Origin of the sequence: Actinotalea subterranea (genome assembly GCF_008364845.1) — a bacterium.
GTDB classification, from domain to species: Bacteria; Actinomycetota; Actinomycetes; order Actinomycetales; family Cellulomonadaceae; genus Actinotalea; species Actinotalea subterranea.
In genome coordinates this window covers 81,425-99,409 of the sequence record NZ_VTTP01000013.1, presented here as the reverse complement: position 1 = coordinate 99,409, position 17,985 = coordinate 81,425, and the positions used below count along the sequence as shown (strand labels likewise).

The window sequence follows — 17,985 nt, the reverse complement described above, 5'->3', positions numbered from 1 at the left end:
GCACGGGACGTCAGCGCCCGGCGCCGACCGCACCGCGCAGCACGAGGCCACGCACGTAGCCGGCCTGACCGGCGTGCTCGAGGTCGTCGTCGACGACGCTCACCAGCCGGACCCCGAGCGTCACGGGCGGGTCCCAGGACGTGTCGACGACCCGGTCGAGGTCGGCGGCGCTCGCGCCGCGCAGCGCCTCGACCGTCCGGTCGTGCACCGCGTCGTGGTAGCCGAGGAGCAGCGACGCCGGCACGACGCCCAGCGCGTCGACCTCGCCGCTGCCGTGCCCGTACCCTGTGTCCTCGAGCGGCAGCGCGAGGCCGAAGCGCGACGCCCAGCCGTCCGCGAGCCACACCTGCTCGAGGCCGAAGGCGTCGGCGACGTGGTCGTCCTGCACGCGCGTGAGGTGCCAGACGAGCCAGGCGATCGAGTTCGCCCCTGGGTCCGGGCGTGCGGCGAGCTGCTCCTGCGCCAGCCCCTCGACCGCGGCGTGGACCGCTCCCCTGACCCTGCCGAACGCGTCCTCGAGCACCCCTGTGGCGTCCATGTGCACCTCCGGTGCCAGGCTGCCCGACGACGCGGCGGCCCGCCAGTGCTGCGTCGAGCGGTGCGGTGCCTTCCGCCGACGGCGGCCGCGGCGCGCCTGAGCCTGGTCCGCGGGCCGTAGCCTGGTCCGCGAGCCGGGTGGACGCACCGCCCGGGGTCTGGAGGCGGTGTGGCGGCGACCGGGGACGCCGAGCCGGAGGGCGTGCAGCCGTCGGACGCACCCCTGCCACGGCCCGTCGAGCCCGGCCTGCGGGTCGGCATCGTCGACGGCGTCACCCTCGCGAAGTGGTCGCGCGTGTGGGCTGAGCGGCACCCGGACGTCGCGCTGCACGTCGAGGCGCTCCAAGGCGATCCCCGTGACGCCCTCGACACGCGCGCCGTCGACGCGTGCTTCGTCAGGCTCCCCGTGCGGGCGGATGGCCTGAGCGTGATCCCGCTGTACGAGGAGCGCGCCGTCGTGGTCGTCCCCGCCGAGCATCCCGTGGCCGCGTTCGACGAGGTCGGTGCCGCGGACCTCGTCGACGAGGACCTGCTGCAGGACCCGGACGAGGTGCCGGCCTGGCGCGACGCCGCGCGGGCCGGCCGTGCACGTCCGCTCCCGCCGGTGCCGCAGGGCTCCACCGCCGAGCTCGTCGCGCTCGTCGCCGCCGGCGTCGGGCTCCTCGTCGTCCCCCAGTCCGTCGCGCGGCTCCACCACCGCCGGGACCTCACCTACCGGCCCCTCACCGACGTCGAGCCGACGCGCATCGCGCTGGCGTGGCCCGCCGACCGCACCACACCGCTCGTCGAGGAGCTCGTCGGGATCGTCAGGGGTCGCACCGCGCGCAGCTCGCGGACGACCTCGGCGGTCGCCCCGTCGGACGCGCCGGCCGCGCGTGAGGACGAGCGGACACCGGGGACGAAGCGCGCCGGGACGGGTGCGCGGGGTGGCCGTGGCGGGGCCGGGGGTGCGAGGCGTGGGCTGGGCAGGTCGGGCGGGTCGGGCGGTACCGCACGCCGGGGACGGCCCGGCCGGAGCCGCTGACGCGCCCAAGCGGGCAGCCGCACCTCCGCGTCGACGACGGCGCGCGTGCACTCCCGCGTGGGCCGTGGCGCCGTCACGACCGCATGGAACTGGCTTCCATGATCGCCGGGTGAACGCGGGACTTTGGTCCGCTCACATTGTCCCTGCGCCGCCCGAAGTAAAGGCCGACGGCGCACGGATGCGCCGGAAGCCGCGGGGGCACGGCTTGTTCGACGCAGGACGGCGTCCCCCTTCGAGAGGGACGACCACCATGAGCTCCGCCCGCACCCGTACCACCCCGGTCTCCTGGTTCCAGGACCTCGGGGTGAGCACGAAGATCCTGTCCGCGGTCGCCGTCGCCACCCTGGTGGGCGTCCTCGTCGGCGTCCTCGGTGTCTCCGCGCTCGGCCGGACCAACGCCGCGACGACCGCCATGTACGAGGGGAACGTCCAGGGCATCGTCGAGATCACCGCGATCAGGCGCCTGACCCTCGAGATGCGCCTCAACACCGTCAACCAGGTGTCCTCGCTCGACGCCGCGTCGATCGCGCGGTACGAGACCGCGATCTCCGCCGCCGACGCCGACCTCGCCGAGCGCCTGGAGACCTTCCGCGCGGGCGCGGCCGACGCCCAGACCCTCGAGACCGTCGACGCCTTCGAGGCCGGCCTCGCCGACTACGTCGAGGTCCGCGACGAGCAGCTGATCCCCCTCGGCCGGGAGAACGACGTCGCCGAGTGGACGCGGGTCCGCGACGACGTGGCCGCGCCGATCATCGAGTCGATGATGGGGCACCTGAACGACCTGGTCGAGGCCGAGAAGGCGGCTGCGGCCGACGCGGCGCAGGACGCCGAGGACGCGTACGCCGCGAGCCGTCTGCAGGTGGTGGTCCTCCTCGTCGCCGGGGCGGTCCTCGCCGTCGGGCTGGGCATCGCGGTGGCCCGTTCCATCGTCACCCGCCTGCGTGGCGTCCAGTCCGTGTGCGACGCGCTCGAACGGGGCGACCTCACGGTCACCTCGGGCGCGACCGGCGGCGACGAGGTCGGCCGGATGGGAACGGCGCTCGACACGGCGCTGGTGAGCCTGCGCCAGGTCGTGTCGACCATCGAGGAGTCCGCGGGCTCGCTCGCGGGGGCGGCCGAGCAGATGTCCGGAACCGCCCAGCACATCGCCGCGGGTGCGGAGGAGACCGCCGCGCAGGCCGGTGTCGTCTCCGCGGCCGCCGAGCAGGTCTCACGCAGCGTGCAGACCGTCGCGTCGGGCACCGAGCAGATGGGTGCGTCGATCCGCGAGATCGCGCAGAACGCGACGGAGGCCGTGCGCGTCGCCGCGAACGCCGTCGACGCGGCGCACTCGACCACCGAGACCGTCAACCGCCTCGGCGCCTCGAGCAAGGAGATCGGCGACGTGATCAAGGTGATCACGTCGATCGCGGAGCAGACGAACCTCCTCGCGCTCAACGCGACCATCGAGGCGGCGCGGGCGGGCGAGGCAGGCAAGGGCTTCGCGGTCGTGGCCGGGGAGGTCAAGGAGCTCGCGCAGGAGACGGCACGGGCCACCGAGGACATCGCGCGGCGCGTCGAGGCCATCCAGGCCGACACCGGCTCGGCCGTGACGGCCATCGCCTCGATCTCCGAGGTCATCGACGCGATCAACGGCTACCAGTCGACGATCGCCTCGGCGGTCGAGGAGCAGACGGCCACGACCAACGAGATGAGCCGCAGCGTCACCGAGGCGGCCACCGGCTCGGGCGACATCGCCGCGAACATCGCGGGTGTCGCGGCAGCGGCCGACATGACCACGCAGGGGGTCGGCGAGTCGCAGCAGGCCGTCAGCGAGCTCGCGCGGATGTCCTCCGACCTGCGCGTGCTCGTGGGTCAGTTCACGGTGTGACGCCCGCGCGACCGAGGGCGCCCCACAGGTCCTCGACCCCGCGGCGCAGCAGCGTCGAGTCCGTCCCCGCGGTGAGCAGCCGCGCTCCGCGGCCCGCCCAGTCCAGCGCCATCTCGGGGTCGGAGCAGTAGAGGCCGGCGACGACGCCCGCGTCCAGGCACGTGTCGACGACACGCTGGACGAGGGCGTCGACCTCGGGCGAGTCGCGGTAGGTCGCGCGCCCGAACCCGCAGCCCAGGGCGAGGTCGTTGGGGCCGATGAACACGCCGTCGACACCCGGGACCGCCACGATCTGCTCGAGCGCGTCGACGCCTGCCTGCGTCTCGACCATGACCAGGCACATCGCGGCGTCGTCCTGCTGGTCCGGCGGCAGCGCGCCGTCGGGCCGCACGTCACCCCACATCGGGCCCCACGAGCGCCCGCCGGCCGGAGGGAAGCGGCACGCCTGCGCCGCGGCGCGCGCGTCGGCCGCGCTGTTCACCATGGGGACGAGCACCGCCGCGGCACCCGTGTCGCACGCGCGCATGATCGCGGCGGGCTCGTTCCACGGCACCCGCACGACGGGGGCGCGCCCCGCCGCGCGCATCGCCTGGAGCATGCTCGGCAGCTCGCTGAACGTCGCGAGGCCGTGCTGCAGGTCGACGACGACGAAGTCGGCCGGCCCGGCGGCGAGGAGCTCGGCGACCACCGGGTCGGCCAGCACGCTCCAGACGCCGAACGCGGGCAGGTCCTGGGCCCACCGTTCACGCAGGACGGCCGCGCTGCGTCCGGCGACGTGGTGCTGCGGTGCGGTCATGTGTGCTCCTGGCGGTGAGGGCCCGGTGGGTGCTCGTGGGTCGGGCGGCTGGGCTGGGTGAGGCGGGCAGGGCTGGGTGGGTGAGGCGGGCGGGGCGGGCAGGACGGGGTCGGGGTTCCGTGCGCGCGGGCGCGGGGTCGCGGAGTCAGTGCGACTCCCGGCCGACGGGGTGGCCGCTCGAGCCGACGAGGAAGTCGAGGTCGGCGCCCGTGTCGGCCTGCTGGACGTGGTCGACGTACAGGCGCTCCCACCCACGCGTCGGCGCGGCGTACGCGGCGACCGCGGCCGGGGCCGGCGTGCGCGCCGCGAGCTCCGCGGCCGGGACGTCGAGCTCGAGGCGTCGGCCCGCGACGTCGAGCACGATCATGTCGCCGGTGCGCACGAGCGCGAGCGGGCCGCCGGCCGCGGCCTCCGGCGCGACGTGGAGCACGACCGTGCCGTACGCGGTACCGCTCATCCGCCCGTCGCACACGCGGACCATGTCGCGCACGCCGCGGGCGAGGAGCTTGGCGGGCATCGGCATGTTGGACACCTCCGGCATGCCCGGGTAGCCCCGCGGCCCGCAGCCGCGCAGCACGAGGACGGAGTCGGCGTCGACGTCCAGGTCCGGGTCGTCGAGCCGCGCGTGCAGGTCCTCGATCGAGTCGAAGACGACGGCCGGCCCGCGGTGCTGCAGGAGGTGCGGCGACGCGGCGGCCGGCTTGATGACCGCCCCCGAGGGCGCCAGGTTGCCGCGCAGCACCGCGATGCCCGCCTCGGGCTGGAGCGGCTCGGACCGCGGACGGATCACCTCGCGGTCCCACACCACCGCGTCGTCGAGGTGATCCACGAGCGGCCTGCCCGTGACGGTCATCGCCGTGGGGTCGAGCAGGTCGCGGACCTCGGCGAGGACCGCGAGGAGCCCGCCCGCCCGGTGCAGGTCGTCCATGAGGAACCGGCCCGCGGGCTGCAGGTCCACGAGGAGCGGGACGCCCGAGCCGGTCCGGTCGAAGTCGTCGAGCGTCAGCTCGACCCCGAGGCGCCCGGCGATCGCGAGGAGGTGGACGACCGCGTTGGTGGACCCGCCGATCGCGGCGAGCGCGACGATCGCGTTGAGGAACGAGCCGCGGCTCAGCAGGGTGCTGGGTCGCCGGTCCGCCTCGACGAGCTCGACGGCGAGCCGGCCGGTCGCGTGCGACGCCTCGAGGAGGCGCGCGTCGGGCGCCGGTGTACCGGCCACCCCGGGCAGCGTCGTGCCGAGCGCCTCGGCGACCAGGCCCATGGTCGAGGCGGTCCCCATGGTGTTGCAGTGGCCCTTGCTGCGGACCATGGCGGACTCCGACCGTAGGAAGTCCTCGCGTGAGAGCGTGCCGGCGCGCACCTCCTCGCTGAGCTGCCACGTGGAGGTGCCGCAGCCGAGCGGGGTCCCGCGGAAGGTGCCCGTGAGCATGGGGCCGCCAGGGACGACGACTGCAGGGAGGTCCACTGACGCGGCGGCCATGAGCAGCGACGGGATCGTCTTGTCGCAGCCGCCGAGGAGCACGACGCCGTCGATCGGGTTGGCGCGGAGCATCTCCTCCGTGGCCATCGCCGCCATGTTGCGCCAGAGCATCGCCGTGGGCCGCACCTGGGTCTCGCCGAGCGACACGACGGGGAGGTTGAGCGGGACGCCGCCGGCCTCCCAGATGCCCTGCTTGACGGCGGTCGCGACCTCGTCGAGGTGGGCGTTGCACGGCGTCAGGTCGGAGGCGGTGTTCGCGATCGCGATGTGCGGTCGACCGTCGAACGCGTGCGCGGGCAGGCCGCGCCGCATCCACGCGCGGTGGATGTAGGCGTCTCGCCCGTCGCCGTCGTACCAGTGCGAGCTCCGTCGCTCCACGCTGCCTCTTTCCGATTGTCGGAATGCTGCACTACTATTCGGAACACCATGGACGATACAACGGCTCGGCCGCCGACGGAAGCAGAGGGCGAGACACGCCTCGTCGGAGCGGACCGCGTGCTCGCGGTCCTCACCGAGCTCGCACGGCACCCGCTCGGGATCTCGCTCGAGGACATGAGCCGCGCCGTCGCCAGCCCCAAGCCGACCGTCCACCGCGCCCTCGCCGCCCTGCGCCGCGCGGGCCTCGCCACCCAGGACGGGCCCGGCCGGTACTCGCTCGGCGACGAGTTCCTCCGCCTCGCGTTCGCGCACCACGAGATGCGCCCCGACCACGTGCGCGTCATGCCCGTCCTCGAGCACCTCTCGACGCGCTACGGCGAGACCACCCACTACGCGGCACTCGACGGCGACGACGTCGTGTACCGGTCCAAGGTCGACCCGCCCTCGGGCGGCGTACGTCTCACGTCGACCGTCGGCGGGCGCAACCCCGCCCACGCGACGGCCGTCGGCAAGCTCCTCCTGGCGCACGCGCTCCCGGACGACGACGCGGTGCGCGGCTGGGTCGGCACCCGCACCCTGGAGCGGCGCACCGCCCGGACCCTGACGACCGCCGACGAGCTCGTGGCCGAGCTCGCCACCATCCGTCGACAGGGCTTCGCGGTCGACGACGAGGAGTCCGACCCGGGGATCGGCTGCGTCGCCGTGCCCGCCTACCTGCTCTCGCCCACCGCGCCGAGCGGTGCGGTGTCGGTCAGCGCCCTCCTCTACCGGACACCCCTGCGCCGCCTCGTCGAGGACGTCGAGGAGATCCGCGCGGCCGTCGCGTCCACGCGGTCGGCCGCTGCCGCCCCCACCCCCTCTGCGACCGAGGACCTGCCGTGACCCACCTGCCCGCGCGCCCCGCGACGCCGCCGTCCCACCGCCTCGCCGAGGGCCCGTTCTGGGACCCGGCGACCGAGCGGCTGCTGTGGGTGGACATCGACGACGGCGCCGTCCGCACGGGCCGGCTGCGGCCCGGACCGGCCGCACCGACCGGCAGCGGCGCCCGCGCGCCCGGGCACGGCACGGGACCCGAGATCGAGATCGGGTCCACGCTGCGCGTCGACACGACCGTCGGAGCCGTCGTGCCCGGCCCGGGCGGCACGCTCCTCGTCGCGGGCGCCACGCGCCTGTGGCGCGTCGGGCCCGACGGCACCCGCACCGCCGGGCCCGAGATCCTCCCCACCGGCGAGCACCGGCGGCTCAACGACGGCGCGTGCGACCCCGCCGGGCGCTTCCTCGTCGGCAGCATGTCCCTGGCCGGCGACTCGGAGCAGGAGGTCCTGCGCCGCCTCGAGGACGACGGCAGCGTGACCACGCTCGACGACGACCTCGCGCTCTCGAACGGGCTGGCGTGGTCGCCCGACGGCGCAACCCTCTACTCGGTCGACACCCTGCGCGGCGTCGTCCACGCCCGCGGCTACGACGTGGCGACGGGCGCCGTCGGACCGCGCCGCACGTACCTCCGGCTCGACGACGAGCTCCCCGACGGGCTGTGCACGGACGAGGCGGGCAACCTCTGGGTCGCCGTCTACGGTGCCGGCCAGGTGCGCTGCCTCACGCCCGACGGCGCACTGCTCCACACGGTCGACGTCGGCCCCGCGGCCACCACGTCCGTCGCGTTCGCGGGACGGGACCTCGGGACCCTCGTGGTCACCACCGCCGCCGACGCGCCGGGCACGGAACCGCACCACGCCTGGGCCGGCGCCCTGCTCACCGTCGACGTCGCAGGCGCGACGGGGCTCCACGGCCTGCCGGTGCCCGCCTGGAACGGCCGCGGGCTGCGCCGGGCCGACCCGGGCGCCGACGCGTCGACGCCCGGCCCCGCACCGCACGAGAAGGAGCACTGATGCGCGCGTTCGTCGTCACGGGACCGGGCGAGGCCTGCGTCCGGGAGGTGCCGGAGCCGGTCCCCGGCCCCGGTGAGGTCGTGGTCGACGTCGAGCGCGTCGGGGTGTGCGGCACCGACGTCGAGTTCTTCACGGGCGACATGGCCTACCTGCGCTCGGGGCACGCCGCCTACCCGATGCGCCTCGGTCACGAGTGGTGCGGGACGGTCGGCGCCGTGGGCGACGGGGTCGACCCGGCGTGGGTCGGGCGGCGCACGACGGGCGACACGATGCTCGGCTGCGGCCGGTGCGAGCGGTGCACGACGGGACGCCACCACGTGTGCGACGCACGGTACGAGATCGGCATCCGCGGCGGCTTCCCGGGCGCCCTCGCCGAGCGGATGGCGATCCCGGTCGTCGCGCTGCACCCGCTGCCGGGCACGGTCGACGACGTCGCCGGAGCGCTCGTCGAGCCCGGCGCCAACGCCCTGCGCGCGGTCCTGGCCGCCGACGTCCGCCCCGGCGAACGCCTGCTCGTCCTCGGCCCGGGCACCATCGGGCTCCTCGTGGCGCTGATCGCCCGCGCCGCAGGCGTCGAGGTGCACCTCGTCGGCCGTTCGCAACGCTCGCGGGACTTCGCCGCCAGCCTGGGCTTCACGGGCGTGTGCACCGTCGACACCATCCCCGAGGTGCCCTTCCACGGCGTGGTCGACGCGACCGACGCCCCGGCGATGCCGCCGCTCGCGGCACGGCTCGTCGAGCCCGCCCGCACGGTCGTGTACGTGGGCCTGTCGACCACGCCGAGCCTCGTCGACACCCGGGACCTGCTCCTCAAGGACGTCACCGCCGTCGGGATCCTCAGCGGGTCCCCCGGCCTCGACGGGACCATCGAGCGGTACGCGTCAGGAGCCGTGGACCCGCGGCCCCTCGTCGCCGCGACCGTGGGCCTCGAGGACGTCGCCGACGTGCTCGCGGGGCGCCGCCCGGCGGGCGCGGGGCCCGGCCCCAAGTTCCACGTCGACCCGCGGCGCTGACCACGACGGCGGGTCTCCCGCCCCGAGGTCACGGCATCGGGTCCCCCGCCCGGCAGGTCACGGCGCCGCGCGGAGGCCGCGCACGGTCCGGGCCGCTCACAAGGCGCACCCGGTGGCCGATACGTCCCGTGACCGGCCGCGCCCCGCCGGTGCGCACGGCCGCGGGGCGCGACGGCCGCACGCCCACGACCGGGAGGACGAGTCATGACGGCCAGCGCCGCGGACGCCTCGCGCTCGGCCGACGTCGGCCCGCCGCCGGACCACGGCCCCCATGGCCCGGTCTGCCCCGCAGCGCCCCCGAGCCGGCGCGACCGCCGCGCGGCCCGCTGGTCCGTGCGCGGCTACGTCCAGGTCACTGTCGTCGGGCTCAGCCTCCTGGCCACCACGAGCCTCGCCGTGTCCTACACGTCGGACGTGCGCGCGCTCGAGGACCGCTCCCTCGATGTCATGGACGCGGAGGTGAGCCTCGCCTCGGGGATCGTCGACCTCTGGGCCGACGGCGCCGCGGTGCTCGTGACCGAGCAGGCCGCCAGGCGCACACCCACGCAGGCCTGCGTCCATGCGGCCATCGACGCGCTCCCCGGCGCACGGCTGGACGTCGTCGGTGCGGACGGCGCCGTGCTGTGCTCCAGCTCGACGTCCCAGTCAGCCGTGGGCAGCACCTCGCACGCGGATGCCGACTGGCTCGCCGCGGCCCGGGCCGGGACGGCCGTCCAGGTCCTCGCGACGGACCCTGCCACCGGACGGCCCGCCCTGATCACGGCGCACGAGGTCACGTCGGGCACCTCCGACGTGCCCGAGGCACCCGGCGCCGTCGTCGTGCTGGTCCTCGACGGGCCGACCGTCTCCGACCGGCTCGCCGCGCTCGCCCACCCGCACGACCGCGCGACCTTCGCCGTGCTCGACCCCGTCGAGCGGACTGTCGCGGCGGACGACGGCACGCACGCCCGGGCCGCGCTCGGCACCGCCGACGAGGACGGGACGGCGCAGGGAGTCGTCACCGGGGACGACGGCCGGGAGCTGCTCTACGCGTCGTCCGAGGTCGAGGCGAGACCCTGGCGGGTGGTCGGCGTCCTGGACCGCGCGGAGATGCTCGCGCTCGGCGGCGTCGACCCCCTGCGCACCGTCCTGATGAGCCTCAGCGCCGTCGCGGTGTTCCTCATGACGGGCCTGGTGGTCGAGCGGAAGATCATCCGACCCCTGACGTCCCTGATCGACGGAGCCGTCCGCGCCCGCACGTCCGCGAGCAGCACGCACATCCCGGAGCGCGGCACGGCCGAGCTCGTGACCCTCGCTCGCGAGCTGAACACGATGATCGACGTCCGCGCCGGCCACGAGGCGCGGCTGACCCACCAGTCGACGCACGACCTCGTCACCGGGCTGCCGACCAAGGGCCCGCTGCGCGAGACGCTGACGCAGGAGCTCGGCTCGTCCGCGGACCTCGCGGTCCTGTGCCTCGGCCTGCACCGCTTCCAGACCATCGCCGACAGCCTCGGCCGGGACGCCGCCGACCGCGTCCTCGTCGAGGTCTCCGCGCGCCTGTCCTCGACGGTCGGCCCGGACCAGCTCCTGGCGCGCTCGGGCGGCGAGGAGTTCATGGTCCTGTGCACGCGCACGTCGGCCCAGGAGGCGGCGGCCCTCGCGCGGGGCCTGCACCGTGCGAGGGCCGCGCCCGTGACGGCCGACGCCACGGTCACGGTCAGGGCGTCGGTCGGCATCGCCGTGGGCCGTCCGGGGGTCACCGCCGACGAGCTCCTGCGCGAGGCTGACACCGCGATGGCGCAGGCCCGCAGCCACGCCCAGGACGTCGCGACGTTCGACGACTCGATGCGGGCCCGCGCGGTCCAGCAGCTCGAGACCGAGGCCGGCCTGCGCGCCGCCCTGACGCAGGACGAGCTCGTCGTCCACTACCAGCCGGTCGTGTCGACCGTGACGGGCGAGGTCGTGGGCGCCGAGGCGCTCGTGCGGTGGGAGCGGCCGGGCGTCGGCCTCGTGCCACCCCTCGAGTTCATCCCGCTCGCGGAGGAGACGGGCCTCATCGGGGAGATCGGCGAGCTGGTGCTCGACCGGGCCTGCCTGATGTCGGCGACGCTCGCGGCGCGCGGCCTCGTGCTGCGCATGTCCGTCAACGCGGCCGCAGCGCAGCTCCAGGACCCCGGCTTCTTCCAAACCGTGCGTCGCACCCTGCTGCGCACCGGCGCGCGCCCGCGGAACCTGTGCATCGAGGTCACCGAGTCCGCGCTGGTCGGCTCGTCGGAGACCGTCCTGGGCAACCTGCTCGCCCTGCGCGAGCTCGGCGTGCATCTCGCCGTCGACGACTTCGGCACCGGTTACTCCTCGCTCGCCTACCTCAAGGACCTCCCGGTCGACGAGCTCAAGATCGACCGGACCTTCGTGCGCCGCATCGAGCACGACGCGCGTGACCGCGAGCTCGTGACTGCCGTCATCGGGATGGCGCGGGCCCTGGACCTCACGGTCGTCGCGGAAGGCGTCGAGAACGTCGACCAGCTCGAGACGCTCGTCGGGATCGGGTGCCCCTTCGCCCAGGGCTACCTGTTCGCACGTCCCCTGCCCGGCCCGGACTTCACCGAGCTGGTCGTGAGCGCGGCGGAGGTCGCACCGGCACCACGCGGCTGAGCGGGACCGACCCGCTCACACGTGGCGCTCGGGCGGCCCGACGTAGGCGCTGAGGGGCCTGATCAGCGCGTTCGCCGCACGCTGCTCCATGATGTGGGCCGTCCAGCCCATGACGCGGGCGAGCGCGAAGATCGGCGTGAACGTCGCGGTGTCGAAGCCCATGAGGTGGTAGGCCGGGCCCGACGGGTAGTCCAGGTTCGGCTCGATCCCCTTGCGCTCGACCATCGCCGCCTCGAGCGCGTCGTACAACGCGGCCAGGTCCGGGCGGTCGTAGTGCTCGACGAGCGTGTCGAGCGCCGCCTTCATGGTCGGTACCCGGGAGTCGCCGTGCTTGTACACGCGGTGCCCGAACCCCATAATCTTCCGCTTCGCCCCGAGCGCCTCGTCGAGCCAGGCCTGCGCGCGGGACGCGTCACCGATCTCCTCGAACGCGTGCATCACGGCCTCGTTCGCGCCGCCGTGCAGGGGTCCCTTGAGGGCACCGACGGCGGCGACGACCGCGGAGTAGAGGTCCGCGAGGGTCGAGGTCACGACCCTCGCGGTGAAGGTCGATGCGTTGAACGAGTGCTCGGCGTAGAGGATGAGCGAGACGCGGAACGCGTCGACGACGACGGGGTCCGGGACCTCGCCGAACGTCATGTGCAGGACGTTCGCCGCGTGGTCGAGGTCGTCCCGTGGCGCGACGGGCTCCTGACCGCGGCGGCGGCGCTGGTCGTAGGCGACGACCGCGGGCAGCCGGGCGAACAGCCGCACGGACCGCACGAGGTCGGCCTCACGCGACGTGTCCGTCGACGGGTCGCCCGCACCGATGACGCTCACTGCCGTGCGGACCACGTCCATCGGGTGCGCCGTGGCCGGCAGGGCGTCGATCACGGCGCGCACCTCGGGCTGGAGCCCGCGCTGCGAGCGCTCGAGCGCCTGGAGCCCGGCCAGCTCGTCGGGCGTCGGCAGCTCGCCGTGCCACAGGAGCCAGGCGACCTCCTCGACGGAGCACCGCTGCGCGAGCTCCTGGACCGGGTAGCCCCGGTAGAGCAGGGAGTTGCTCTCCGCGTCGACCTTGGACACGCCCGTCGTGTCGACGACGACGCCGACGAGGCCCTTGCGGATCTGAGGCGCGGGCGGGTCGGCCACGGGCTGGTCGGTGCCGTGCGCGGCCGGCCCCGTGGGGGCCTCGGGTGCGGTCATGATCGCTCCTTTGCGGTCAGGTGCTCGGGGTCGCGGCCCCGGGACGGGCGGCAGGGCTGGGCTGGGCTCAGGCGGGGCTGTCCCCGTAGCCGGTCGACGTGAAGACCGAGGAGTCGAACCGCGCGTAGCCGGCGTAGTCGAGCAGCTCGTACAGGCGCGCGCGAGTCTGCATCCCCGGCACCTGGGAGACGAGGCTGCCCTCCGCGTCCAGGGAGTCGAGCGCGCGCTCGGCTGCCCCCATCGCGACCCGCAGCAGGGACACCGGGTGGATGACGATGCGCGCCCCGGCGTCGGCGAGCTGCCGCGCCGTGAACAGCTCGGACTTGCCGAACTCGGTCATGTTCGCGAGCACCGGGACGTCGACCGCCCGGCAGACCGCCTCGAGCTCGGCGAGGTCGGCCATCGCCTCGGGGAACACGGCGTCGGCGCCCGCGTCGACGAGTGCCCGGGCGCGGTCGACGGCCGCGTCGAGCCCGTCGATGCCGCGCACGTCCGTGCGGGCCATGATCAGGAGGTCGGGGTCGCGCCGCGCGTCGACCGCGGCACGGATGCGCTGCACCGCGGTCCCCAGGTCGACCACGGCCTTGCCGTCGAGGTGCCCGCAGCGCTTCGGGTTGACCTGGTCCTCGATGTGCAGGCCGGCGACGCCCGCGTCCTCGAGCGCCTGAACCGTGCGGGCGACGTTCATGGGCTCGCCGAAGCCGGTGTCCGCGTCCACGAGCGTGGGCAGGTCCGTCATCCGCGCGACCTGCGCCGCCCGCGTGGCGACCTCGCTCAGCGTCGTCAGCCCGATGTCCGGCAGGCCAAGGTCGGCGGCCACGACGGCGCCCGAGACGTACACGCCGTCGAAGCCCTTGTCCTCGATGAGCCGGGCCGAGAGCGGGTTGAACGCCCCGGGGAAGCGCAGCAGGTCACCCGTGGCGAGCCGCTCGCGCAGCGCCGTCCGCTTGGCGTGCGCCGTGAGCGTCGAGTAGAGCATCAGAAGATCCCCTCGGGTGCGCTCACGGCGGCGAGCAGCCGGGCCGGCGCGGTGACGGTGAGGCCCGCGAGCTCGGCCGCGGTCAGCTCCGGGAGCCGCTGGACGGTGTCGAGGAAGCGCTCGACCTCCGCGGGTTCCAGGACGCCGTCGGACAGGGAACGGAACTTGGCGACGTACTGCTCGCGGCCGAACGGCCGGGCGCCACGGGGGTGCGCGTCCGCGACCGCGATCTCCTCGACGACCGTGCGGCCGTCGGTCAGCACGATCTCCACGCGGCCGCCGAACGCGAGCTCGTCGGGGTCGGTCGAGTGGTAGCGGCGCGTCCACTGCGGGTCCTCCGTCGTGGTGACCTTGCGCCACAGGGCCACGGTGTCGGGCCGGCTCGCGCGCTCGGGCGTGTAGGAGTCGACGTGGTGCCACGCGCCGTCCTGCAGCGCGACCGTGAAGATGTACGGGATCGAGTGGTCGAGCGTCTCGCGCGACGCCGCGGGGTCGTACTTCTGGGGGTCCCCCGCGCCTGAGCCGATGACGTGGTGGGTGTGGTGGCTCGTGCGGATGAGGATCGACGCGACCTGCTCGGGGTCAGTGACCTCGGGGTGCTGGTGGTGCAGGCGCCGCGCGAGGTCGATGAGCGCCTGCGACTGGTACTCCGCCGAGTGCTCCTTGGTGTACGTGTCGAGGATCGCGCGACGCGGCTCCCCCGGCCCGGGCAGCACGACGTCGTACGCCGCGTCCGGCCCGTCCAGGAGCCACGCGATGACGCCGTCCTCGCCCTCGTAGATGGGGGTCGGCGACGTCTGGCCCCGCATCGCCCGGTCCACCGCCTCGACCGCGACCTTGCCCGCGAACGCCGGTGCGAAGGCCTTCCACGTCGAGATCTCGCCCTTGCGTGACTGCCGGGTCGCCGTGGTCGTGTGCAGCGCCTGACCGATCGCCTGGAACACGGTCGCCGTGTCGAGCCCGAGCAGGGTCCCGATGCCCGCGGCGGCGGACGGCCCGAGGTGCGCCACGTGGTCGATCTTGTGCCGGTGCAGGCTGATCGCCCGGACCAGGTCGACCTGAACCTCGTAGGCCGTCACGATGCCGCGGAGCACGTCGGCACCCGTGAGGCCGCGGCGCTCGGCGAGGTGCTGGGCGACGGCGAGGACGGGGGCGATGTTGTCGCCCGGGTGCGAGTACTCCGCCGCCAGGAACGTGTCGTGGTAGTCCAGCTCACGCACCGCGACGCCGTTCGCCCAGGCCGCCCACTCGGGGCTCACGCGCTCGGCGGGGTCGAGCCCGAGCACGGTGGCGCCCGGCCGGTACGGGTGGGCGACGGCCTGGGCGCGTGCGGCGACGACGGGCGCACGCAGCAACGACGCGGTGGCGACGGCGGCGTTGTCGATCACCCGGTTGACGACCATGTCCGCGACGTCGGCGTCGACGGGCACGGCCTGCGTCGCGACCTCGGCGAGCGCCCAGGCGAGCTGCTCGGTGCGGGCGAGCGGCTCGGCGCTCGCGTGGACACGGACGGCGTGGTGGATCACGGGGCGGCTCCGGTGGGTACGAGGCGGGTGACGTCGTCGTGCTCCGTGCGCGACGCGAGGTTGTCGAGGACGGCCGCGAGGCTTGCTCGCACGTGGACGGCCGTGGCCTGCGACGCGAGGACCTCGTCCCCGTCGGCGATGGCCGTCGCGATGAGCGCGTGCTCCTGCGCGGCGCGGCGCAGGCGGTCCGGGTTGTCCCGCGACAGGCGCCGGGCGCGTGCGACGTGGGCGCGCAGCGTCGCGAGGGAGCGCTCGAGGTAGGGGCTCGCCATCGCCGCGTCGATCGCGACGTCGAGCTCGGTGACGAGCGCGTAGTAGGCCTCGCGCTCGGGGTCGCCGTCGTCGAGCAGGCCCGGCGCTGCGGCGAACCGTGCCGCGAGGTCGAGGAACACCGCGGGGGCGCCCCGGCGCGCGGCCAGCCGGGCCGCCTGCGACTCGAGCGCCTCGCGCAGCTCGAACAGGTGCGCGACGTCCTCGGGGCTCAGGCTCGAGACGACGAGCGTGCGGCCCTTGCCGACGGCGGCGAGCCCCTCGGCCTGGAGTCGGGCGAGCGCCTCGCGCACGGGTGTGCGCGAGACGCCCCGCAGGCCGGCCTGGTCGACCTCGCTCAGCTCCGCGCCGGGCGGCAGGTGCCCGCTGACGATCTCGTCGCGCAGCGCCCGGTAGACGCGCTCACTCGCTCGCACGGCAGCCATGCTAGGCCCGCGAGGTGACTTTGTATACAAACGACGGGCCCGCGCCCGCTGAGGGCCCCTTCACACGCACGCGACGTGCCGCTCGCCCGTCTCCGCGCATACAGCGGGGGACCCCGGACGCGCGAGAGCCCGCGGACGCGACGTGCGCGTCCGCGGGCTCTCCACCAGCACGGGGCCCCGCCGAGCGGGACCGGGACCACCTCAGGAGGCGAGCGCCACCTCGGACGCCTTGACCTCGGGCACCGCCGGCGAGTTGGCCGCGAGCACCTTCTGGTAAGCGGGCAGGTCCGTGTACAGCTCGTCCTTGAGGGGGTTCTTGCGACGCGTGACGATCCGGTGCACCTGGTACACGGCGACCGCGACGTTGGCGACGAGCGAGATCGCGCTCACCGTGAAGAGGGCCGTCGGGTTGTGCGACGACTCGACGGCGAACGTCGAGTCCGACACGAAGGACGGCACGGCCATCGTGAACATCATCCAGAACGCGAGCGTCTGCGCCCGGAACTGGAGCCAGGCACCCTTCTTGATGAAGAAGGCGGGGATGGTGCAGGAGATCAGGAGGGCCGCACCCGCGTAGAACGAGTGGTCACCGACGGCGTTGTAGACGTAGGCGAAGTTCCACAGGTCGTACGCGACGATCCAGAACCAGAGCATGTCCGGCCAGACCATGTCCTTCTTCTTGTCCTGGCTGATGATGATGCCCGCCCAGCCGCAGATCGTGACCAGGTTGAGGATGCCCGCGACGCCGTTCATCACGTTCCAGGGACCGCCGACCATCATGACGCCGTCGACCATGCCGTCCATGCTCGTGACCTGGAAGTCACGGATGACCGCCTCAGCGATGTTGATCGCGAGGATCGCGGCCGGGAACATCAGCCAGTACCGGTTCTTCGCGAACCGCGGGATGTACCGGATCGCCATGAAACCGATGCAGCCGGCGAGCGCCGAGTACACCTTGACCCAGTGGAACCACGTGCCGGTGCTCGAGCCGTCGCCCGCGGTGCTGGGCCACACGAACACGGTGAGCACGAGGGGCAGGGCCACGAACAGGGCGAGGCCCGCCCAGCGGCTGAGCCTGGCCAGCTCGTTGAGGGCCATGAGCCCCACCACGACAGCGACCCACATGAGGGCCGAGTACCAGGGGATCGACTCGAACAGGAACATCGTTCACTCGCCTCCGACTTCGTTGGGGTGGCGCGGGGGGGGATCCGCGAGAGCCACAGGACTGGGGGCGCCGGCCGACGCGCCCTGCGGCTCCTGGGCGCCCGGGGCGTCCAGGGCACCGAGGGCGCCGTCGCTCGGCGCGAGGTGGAGCGTCTGCCGCACGATCGACATGAGGACCCGGTCGTCGATGCCGGGGGTCGACCGGGCGAGGCCGATCAGGCCGTGGACCAGGACGTAGAACGTCTCGTGGACGTGCTCGATGCGGATGCGGTGGCGGCGCGCGTACGCCTCGACCGTCGTCGTCTCGAGGCAGTCCACGACCGCGCGGACGGCGCGGTCGAGGAACCGGTTGTACAGCCCCGCGTCCTCGATCCGCGGAAGGCCGGCGCCGAGCGCACCCGGGCCGCCGAGGTACCGACGGAACAGCGCGATGCAGTCCTGCACGGCCTTGTCGATGTTGCCGACCTCGCGCGCCGCGTCCCACGCCCGGACGCCCTCGACGAACTCGTCGATGTACTGCTCGAGGACCGCCTCGACGAGCGTGTCCTTGTCGACGACGTAGTGGTAGACGAGGCCGCGCGTGACGCCGACCCGCTCCGCGACGTCCGAGATCGAGGTCCGGGCGATTCCCTGCTCGGCGAACAGGGCACGGCTCGCCGCGAGGATCTCCTCGCGGCGCACGTCGGGGGCCTTGACGGCCCGGGGGCGGCGAGGAGGCGTGGCGCGGTGGCCCGCGGCCTCGCGCCGGCCGGTGCCGGCTCCTCGCGTCGCGCTCACGTCGGTCCGCCTCAGGTCTCGTGGCGCCGACCGGG

At 74.4% G+C, this 17,985-nt stretch carries 15 protein-coding genes; 6 read left to right on the top strand and 9 right to left on the bottom strand.

Annotation, left to right across the window (positions count from 1 at the left end; translation table 11 throughout):
• Positions 1-10: 10 nt before the first annotated feature.
• Positions 11-538, bottom strand: a complete 528-nt coding sequence (locus FZ988_RS17130) for a mycothiol transferase (RefSeq protein WP_149205251.1) — start codon at positions 536-538, stop codon at positions 11-13.
• A gap of 168 nt (positions 539-706) precedes the next feature.
• Here FZ988_RS17130 and FZ988_RS17125 point away from each other — a divergent pair, with 168 nt between their 5' ends.
• Both FZ988_RS17125 and FZ988_RS17120 read left to right on the top strand, forming a co-directional pair.
• Complete coding sequence (locus FZ988_RS17125) at positions 707-1,561, top strand: LysR family transcriptional regulator substrate-binding protein (RefSeq protein WP_223145175.1); 855 nt, start codon at positions 707-709, stop codon at positions 1,559-1,561.
• A 250-nt stretch (positions 1,562-1,811) separates the two neighbouring features.
• Complete coding sequence (locus FZ988_RS17120; RefSeq protein WP_149205250.1) at positions 1,812-3,431, top strand: methyl-accepting chemotaxis protein; 1,620 nt, start codon at positions 1,812-1,814, stop codon at positions 3,429-3,431.
• Here the strand turns inward: FZ988_RS17120 and FZ988_RS17115 are convergent.
• Positions 3,421-4,227: an HpcH/HpaI aldolase family protein gene (locus tag FZ988_RS17115; RefSeq protein ID WP_149205249.1), complete on the bottom strand. Its 807-nt coding sequence runs from the start codon at positions 4,225-4,227 to the stop codon at positions 3,421-3,423. The genes FZ988_RS17120 and FZ988_RS17115 overlap by 11 nt on opposite strands.
• Positions 4,228-4,372: 145 nt before the next feature.
• Positions 4,373-6,085, bottom strand: coding sequence for a dihydroxy-acid dehydratase (locus tag FZ988_RS17110; protein ID WP_149205248.1), 1,713 nt, complete (start codon positions 6,083-6,085; stop codon positions 4,373-4,375).
• Between the two features lie 48 nt (positions 6,086-6,133).
• On the opposite strand from FZ988_RS17110, the gene FZ988_RS17105 reads away from it, so the two are divergent.
• The 4 genes from FZ988_RS17105 (at position 6,134) to FZ988_RS17090 (ending at position 11,624) form a co-directional block, all read left to right on the top strand.
• Positions 6,134-6,967: an IclR family transcriptional regulator gene (locus FZ988_RS17105; protein WP_149205247.1), complete on the top strand. Its 834-nt coding sequence runs from the start codon at positions 6,134-6,136 to the stop codon at positions 6,965-6,967.
• Positions 6,964-7,974, top strand: coding sequence for an SMP-30/gluconolactonase/LRE family protein (locus FZ988_RS17100; RefSeq protein ID WP_149205246.1), 1,011 nt, complete (start codon positions 6,964-6,966; stop codon positions 7,972-7,974). Before FZ988_RS17105 ends, FZ988_RS17100 begins: the two co-directional genes overlap by 4 nt.
• Complete coding sequence (locus FZ988_RS17095; RefSeq protein ID WP_149205245.1) at positions 7,974-8,987, top strand: zinc-dependent alcohol dehydrogenase; 1,014 nt, start codon at positions 7,974-7,976, stop codon at positions 8,985-8,987. The genes FZ988_RS17100 and FZ988_RS17095 overlap by 1 nt, the downstream gene beginning before the upstream one ends.
• 204 nt (positions 8,988-9,191) lie before the next feature.
• Positions 9,192-11,624 carry a putative bifunctional diguanylate cyclase/phosphodiesterase gene (locus tag FZ988_RS17090; RefSeq protein WP_149205244.1) on the top strand — a complete coding sequence of 811 codons (2,433 nt, stop codon included), beginning with the start codon at positions 9,192-9,194 and terminating at the stop codon, positions 11,622-11,624.
• A 15-nt stretch (positions 11,625-11,639) separates the two neighbouring features.
• Here the strand turns inward: FZ988_RS17090 and FZ988_RS17085 are convergent, their stop codons facing one another.
• The 6 genes from FZ988_RS17085 to FZ988_RS17060 all read right to left on the bottom strand — a co-directional run bounded on the left by FZ988_RS17085 (position 11,640) and on the right by FZ988_RS17060 (position 17,950).
• Entirely contained in the window at positions 11,640-12,809 is a 1,170-nt protein-coding gene (locus FZ988_RS17085) for a bifunctional 2-methylcitrate synthase/citrate synthase (protein WP_149205243.1), read from the bottom strand.
• Positions 12,810-12,876: 67 nt separating this feature from the next.
• On the bottom strand, positions 12,877-13,788 hold the full coding sequence (prpB, locus tag FZ988_RS17080) for a methylisocitrate lyase (protein ID WP_149205242.1): 912 nt from the start codon (positions 13,786-13,788) through the stop codon (positions 12,877-12,879).
• Positions 13,788-15,314, bottom strand: coding sequence for an MmgE/PrpD family protein (locus FZ988_RS17075; RefSeq protein WP_149205241.1), 1,527 nt, complete (start codon positions 15,312-15,314; stop codon positions 13,788-13,790). The genes prpB and FZ988_RS17075 overlap by 1 nt, the downstream gene beginning before the upstream one ends.
• Positions 15,311-16,009 carry a GntR family transcriptional regulator gene (locus FZ988_RS17070; RefSeq protein ID WP_425458000.1) on the bottom strand — a complete coding sequence of 233 codons (699 nt, stop codon included), beginning with the start codon at positions 16,007-16,009 and terminating at the stop codon, positions 15,311-15,313. Before FZ988_RS17070 ends, FZ988_RS17075 begins: the two co-directional genes overlap by 4 nt.
• 201 nt (positions 16,010-16,210) lie before the next feature.
• On the bottom strand, positions 16,211-17,173 hold the full coding sequence (locus tag FZ988_RS17065; RefSeq protein WP_149205239.1) for a DUF5692 family protein: 963 nt from the start codon (positions 17,171-17,173) through the stop codon (positions 16,211-16,213).
• A gap of 3 nt (positions 17,174-17,176) precedes the next feature.
• Positions 17,177-17,950 carry a TetR/AcrR family transcriptional regulator gene (locus FZ988_RS17060; RefSeq protein ID WP_188079160.1) on the bottom strand — a complete coding sequence of 258 codons (774 nt, stop codon included), beginning with the start codon at positions 17,948-17,950 and terminating at the stop codon, positions 17,177-17,179.
• Positions 17,951-17,985 lie beyond the last annotated feature (35 nt).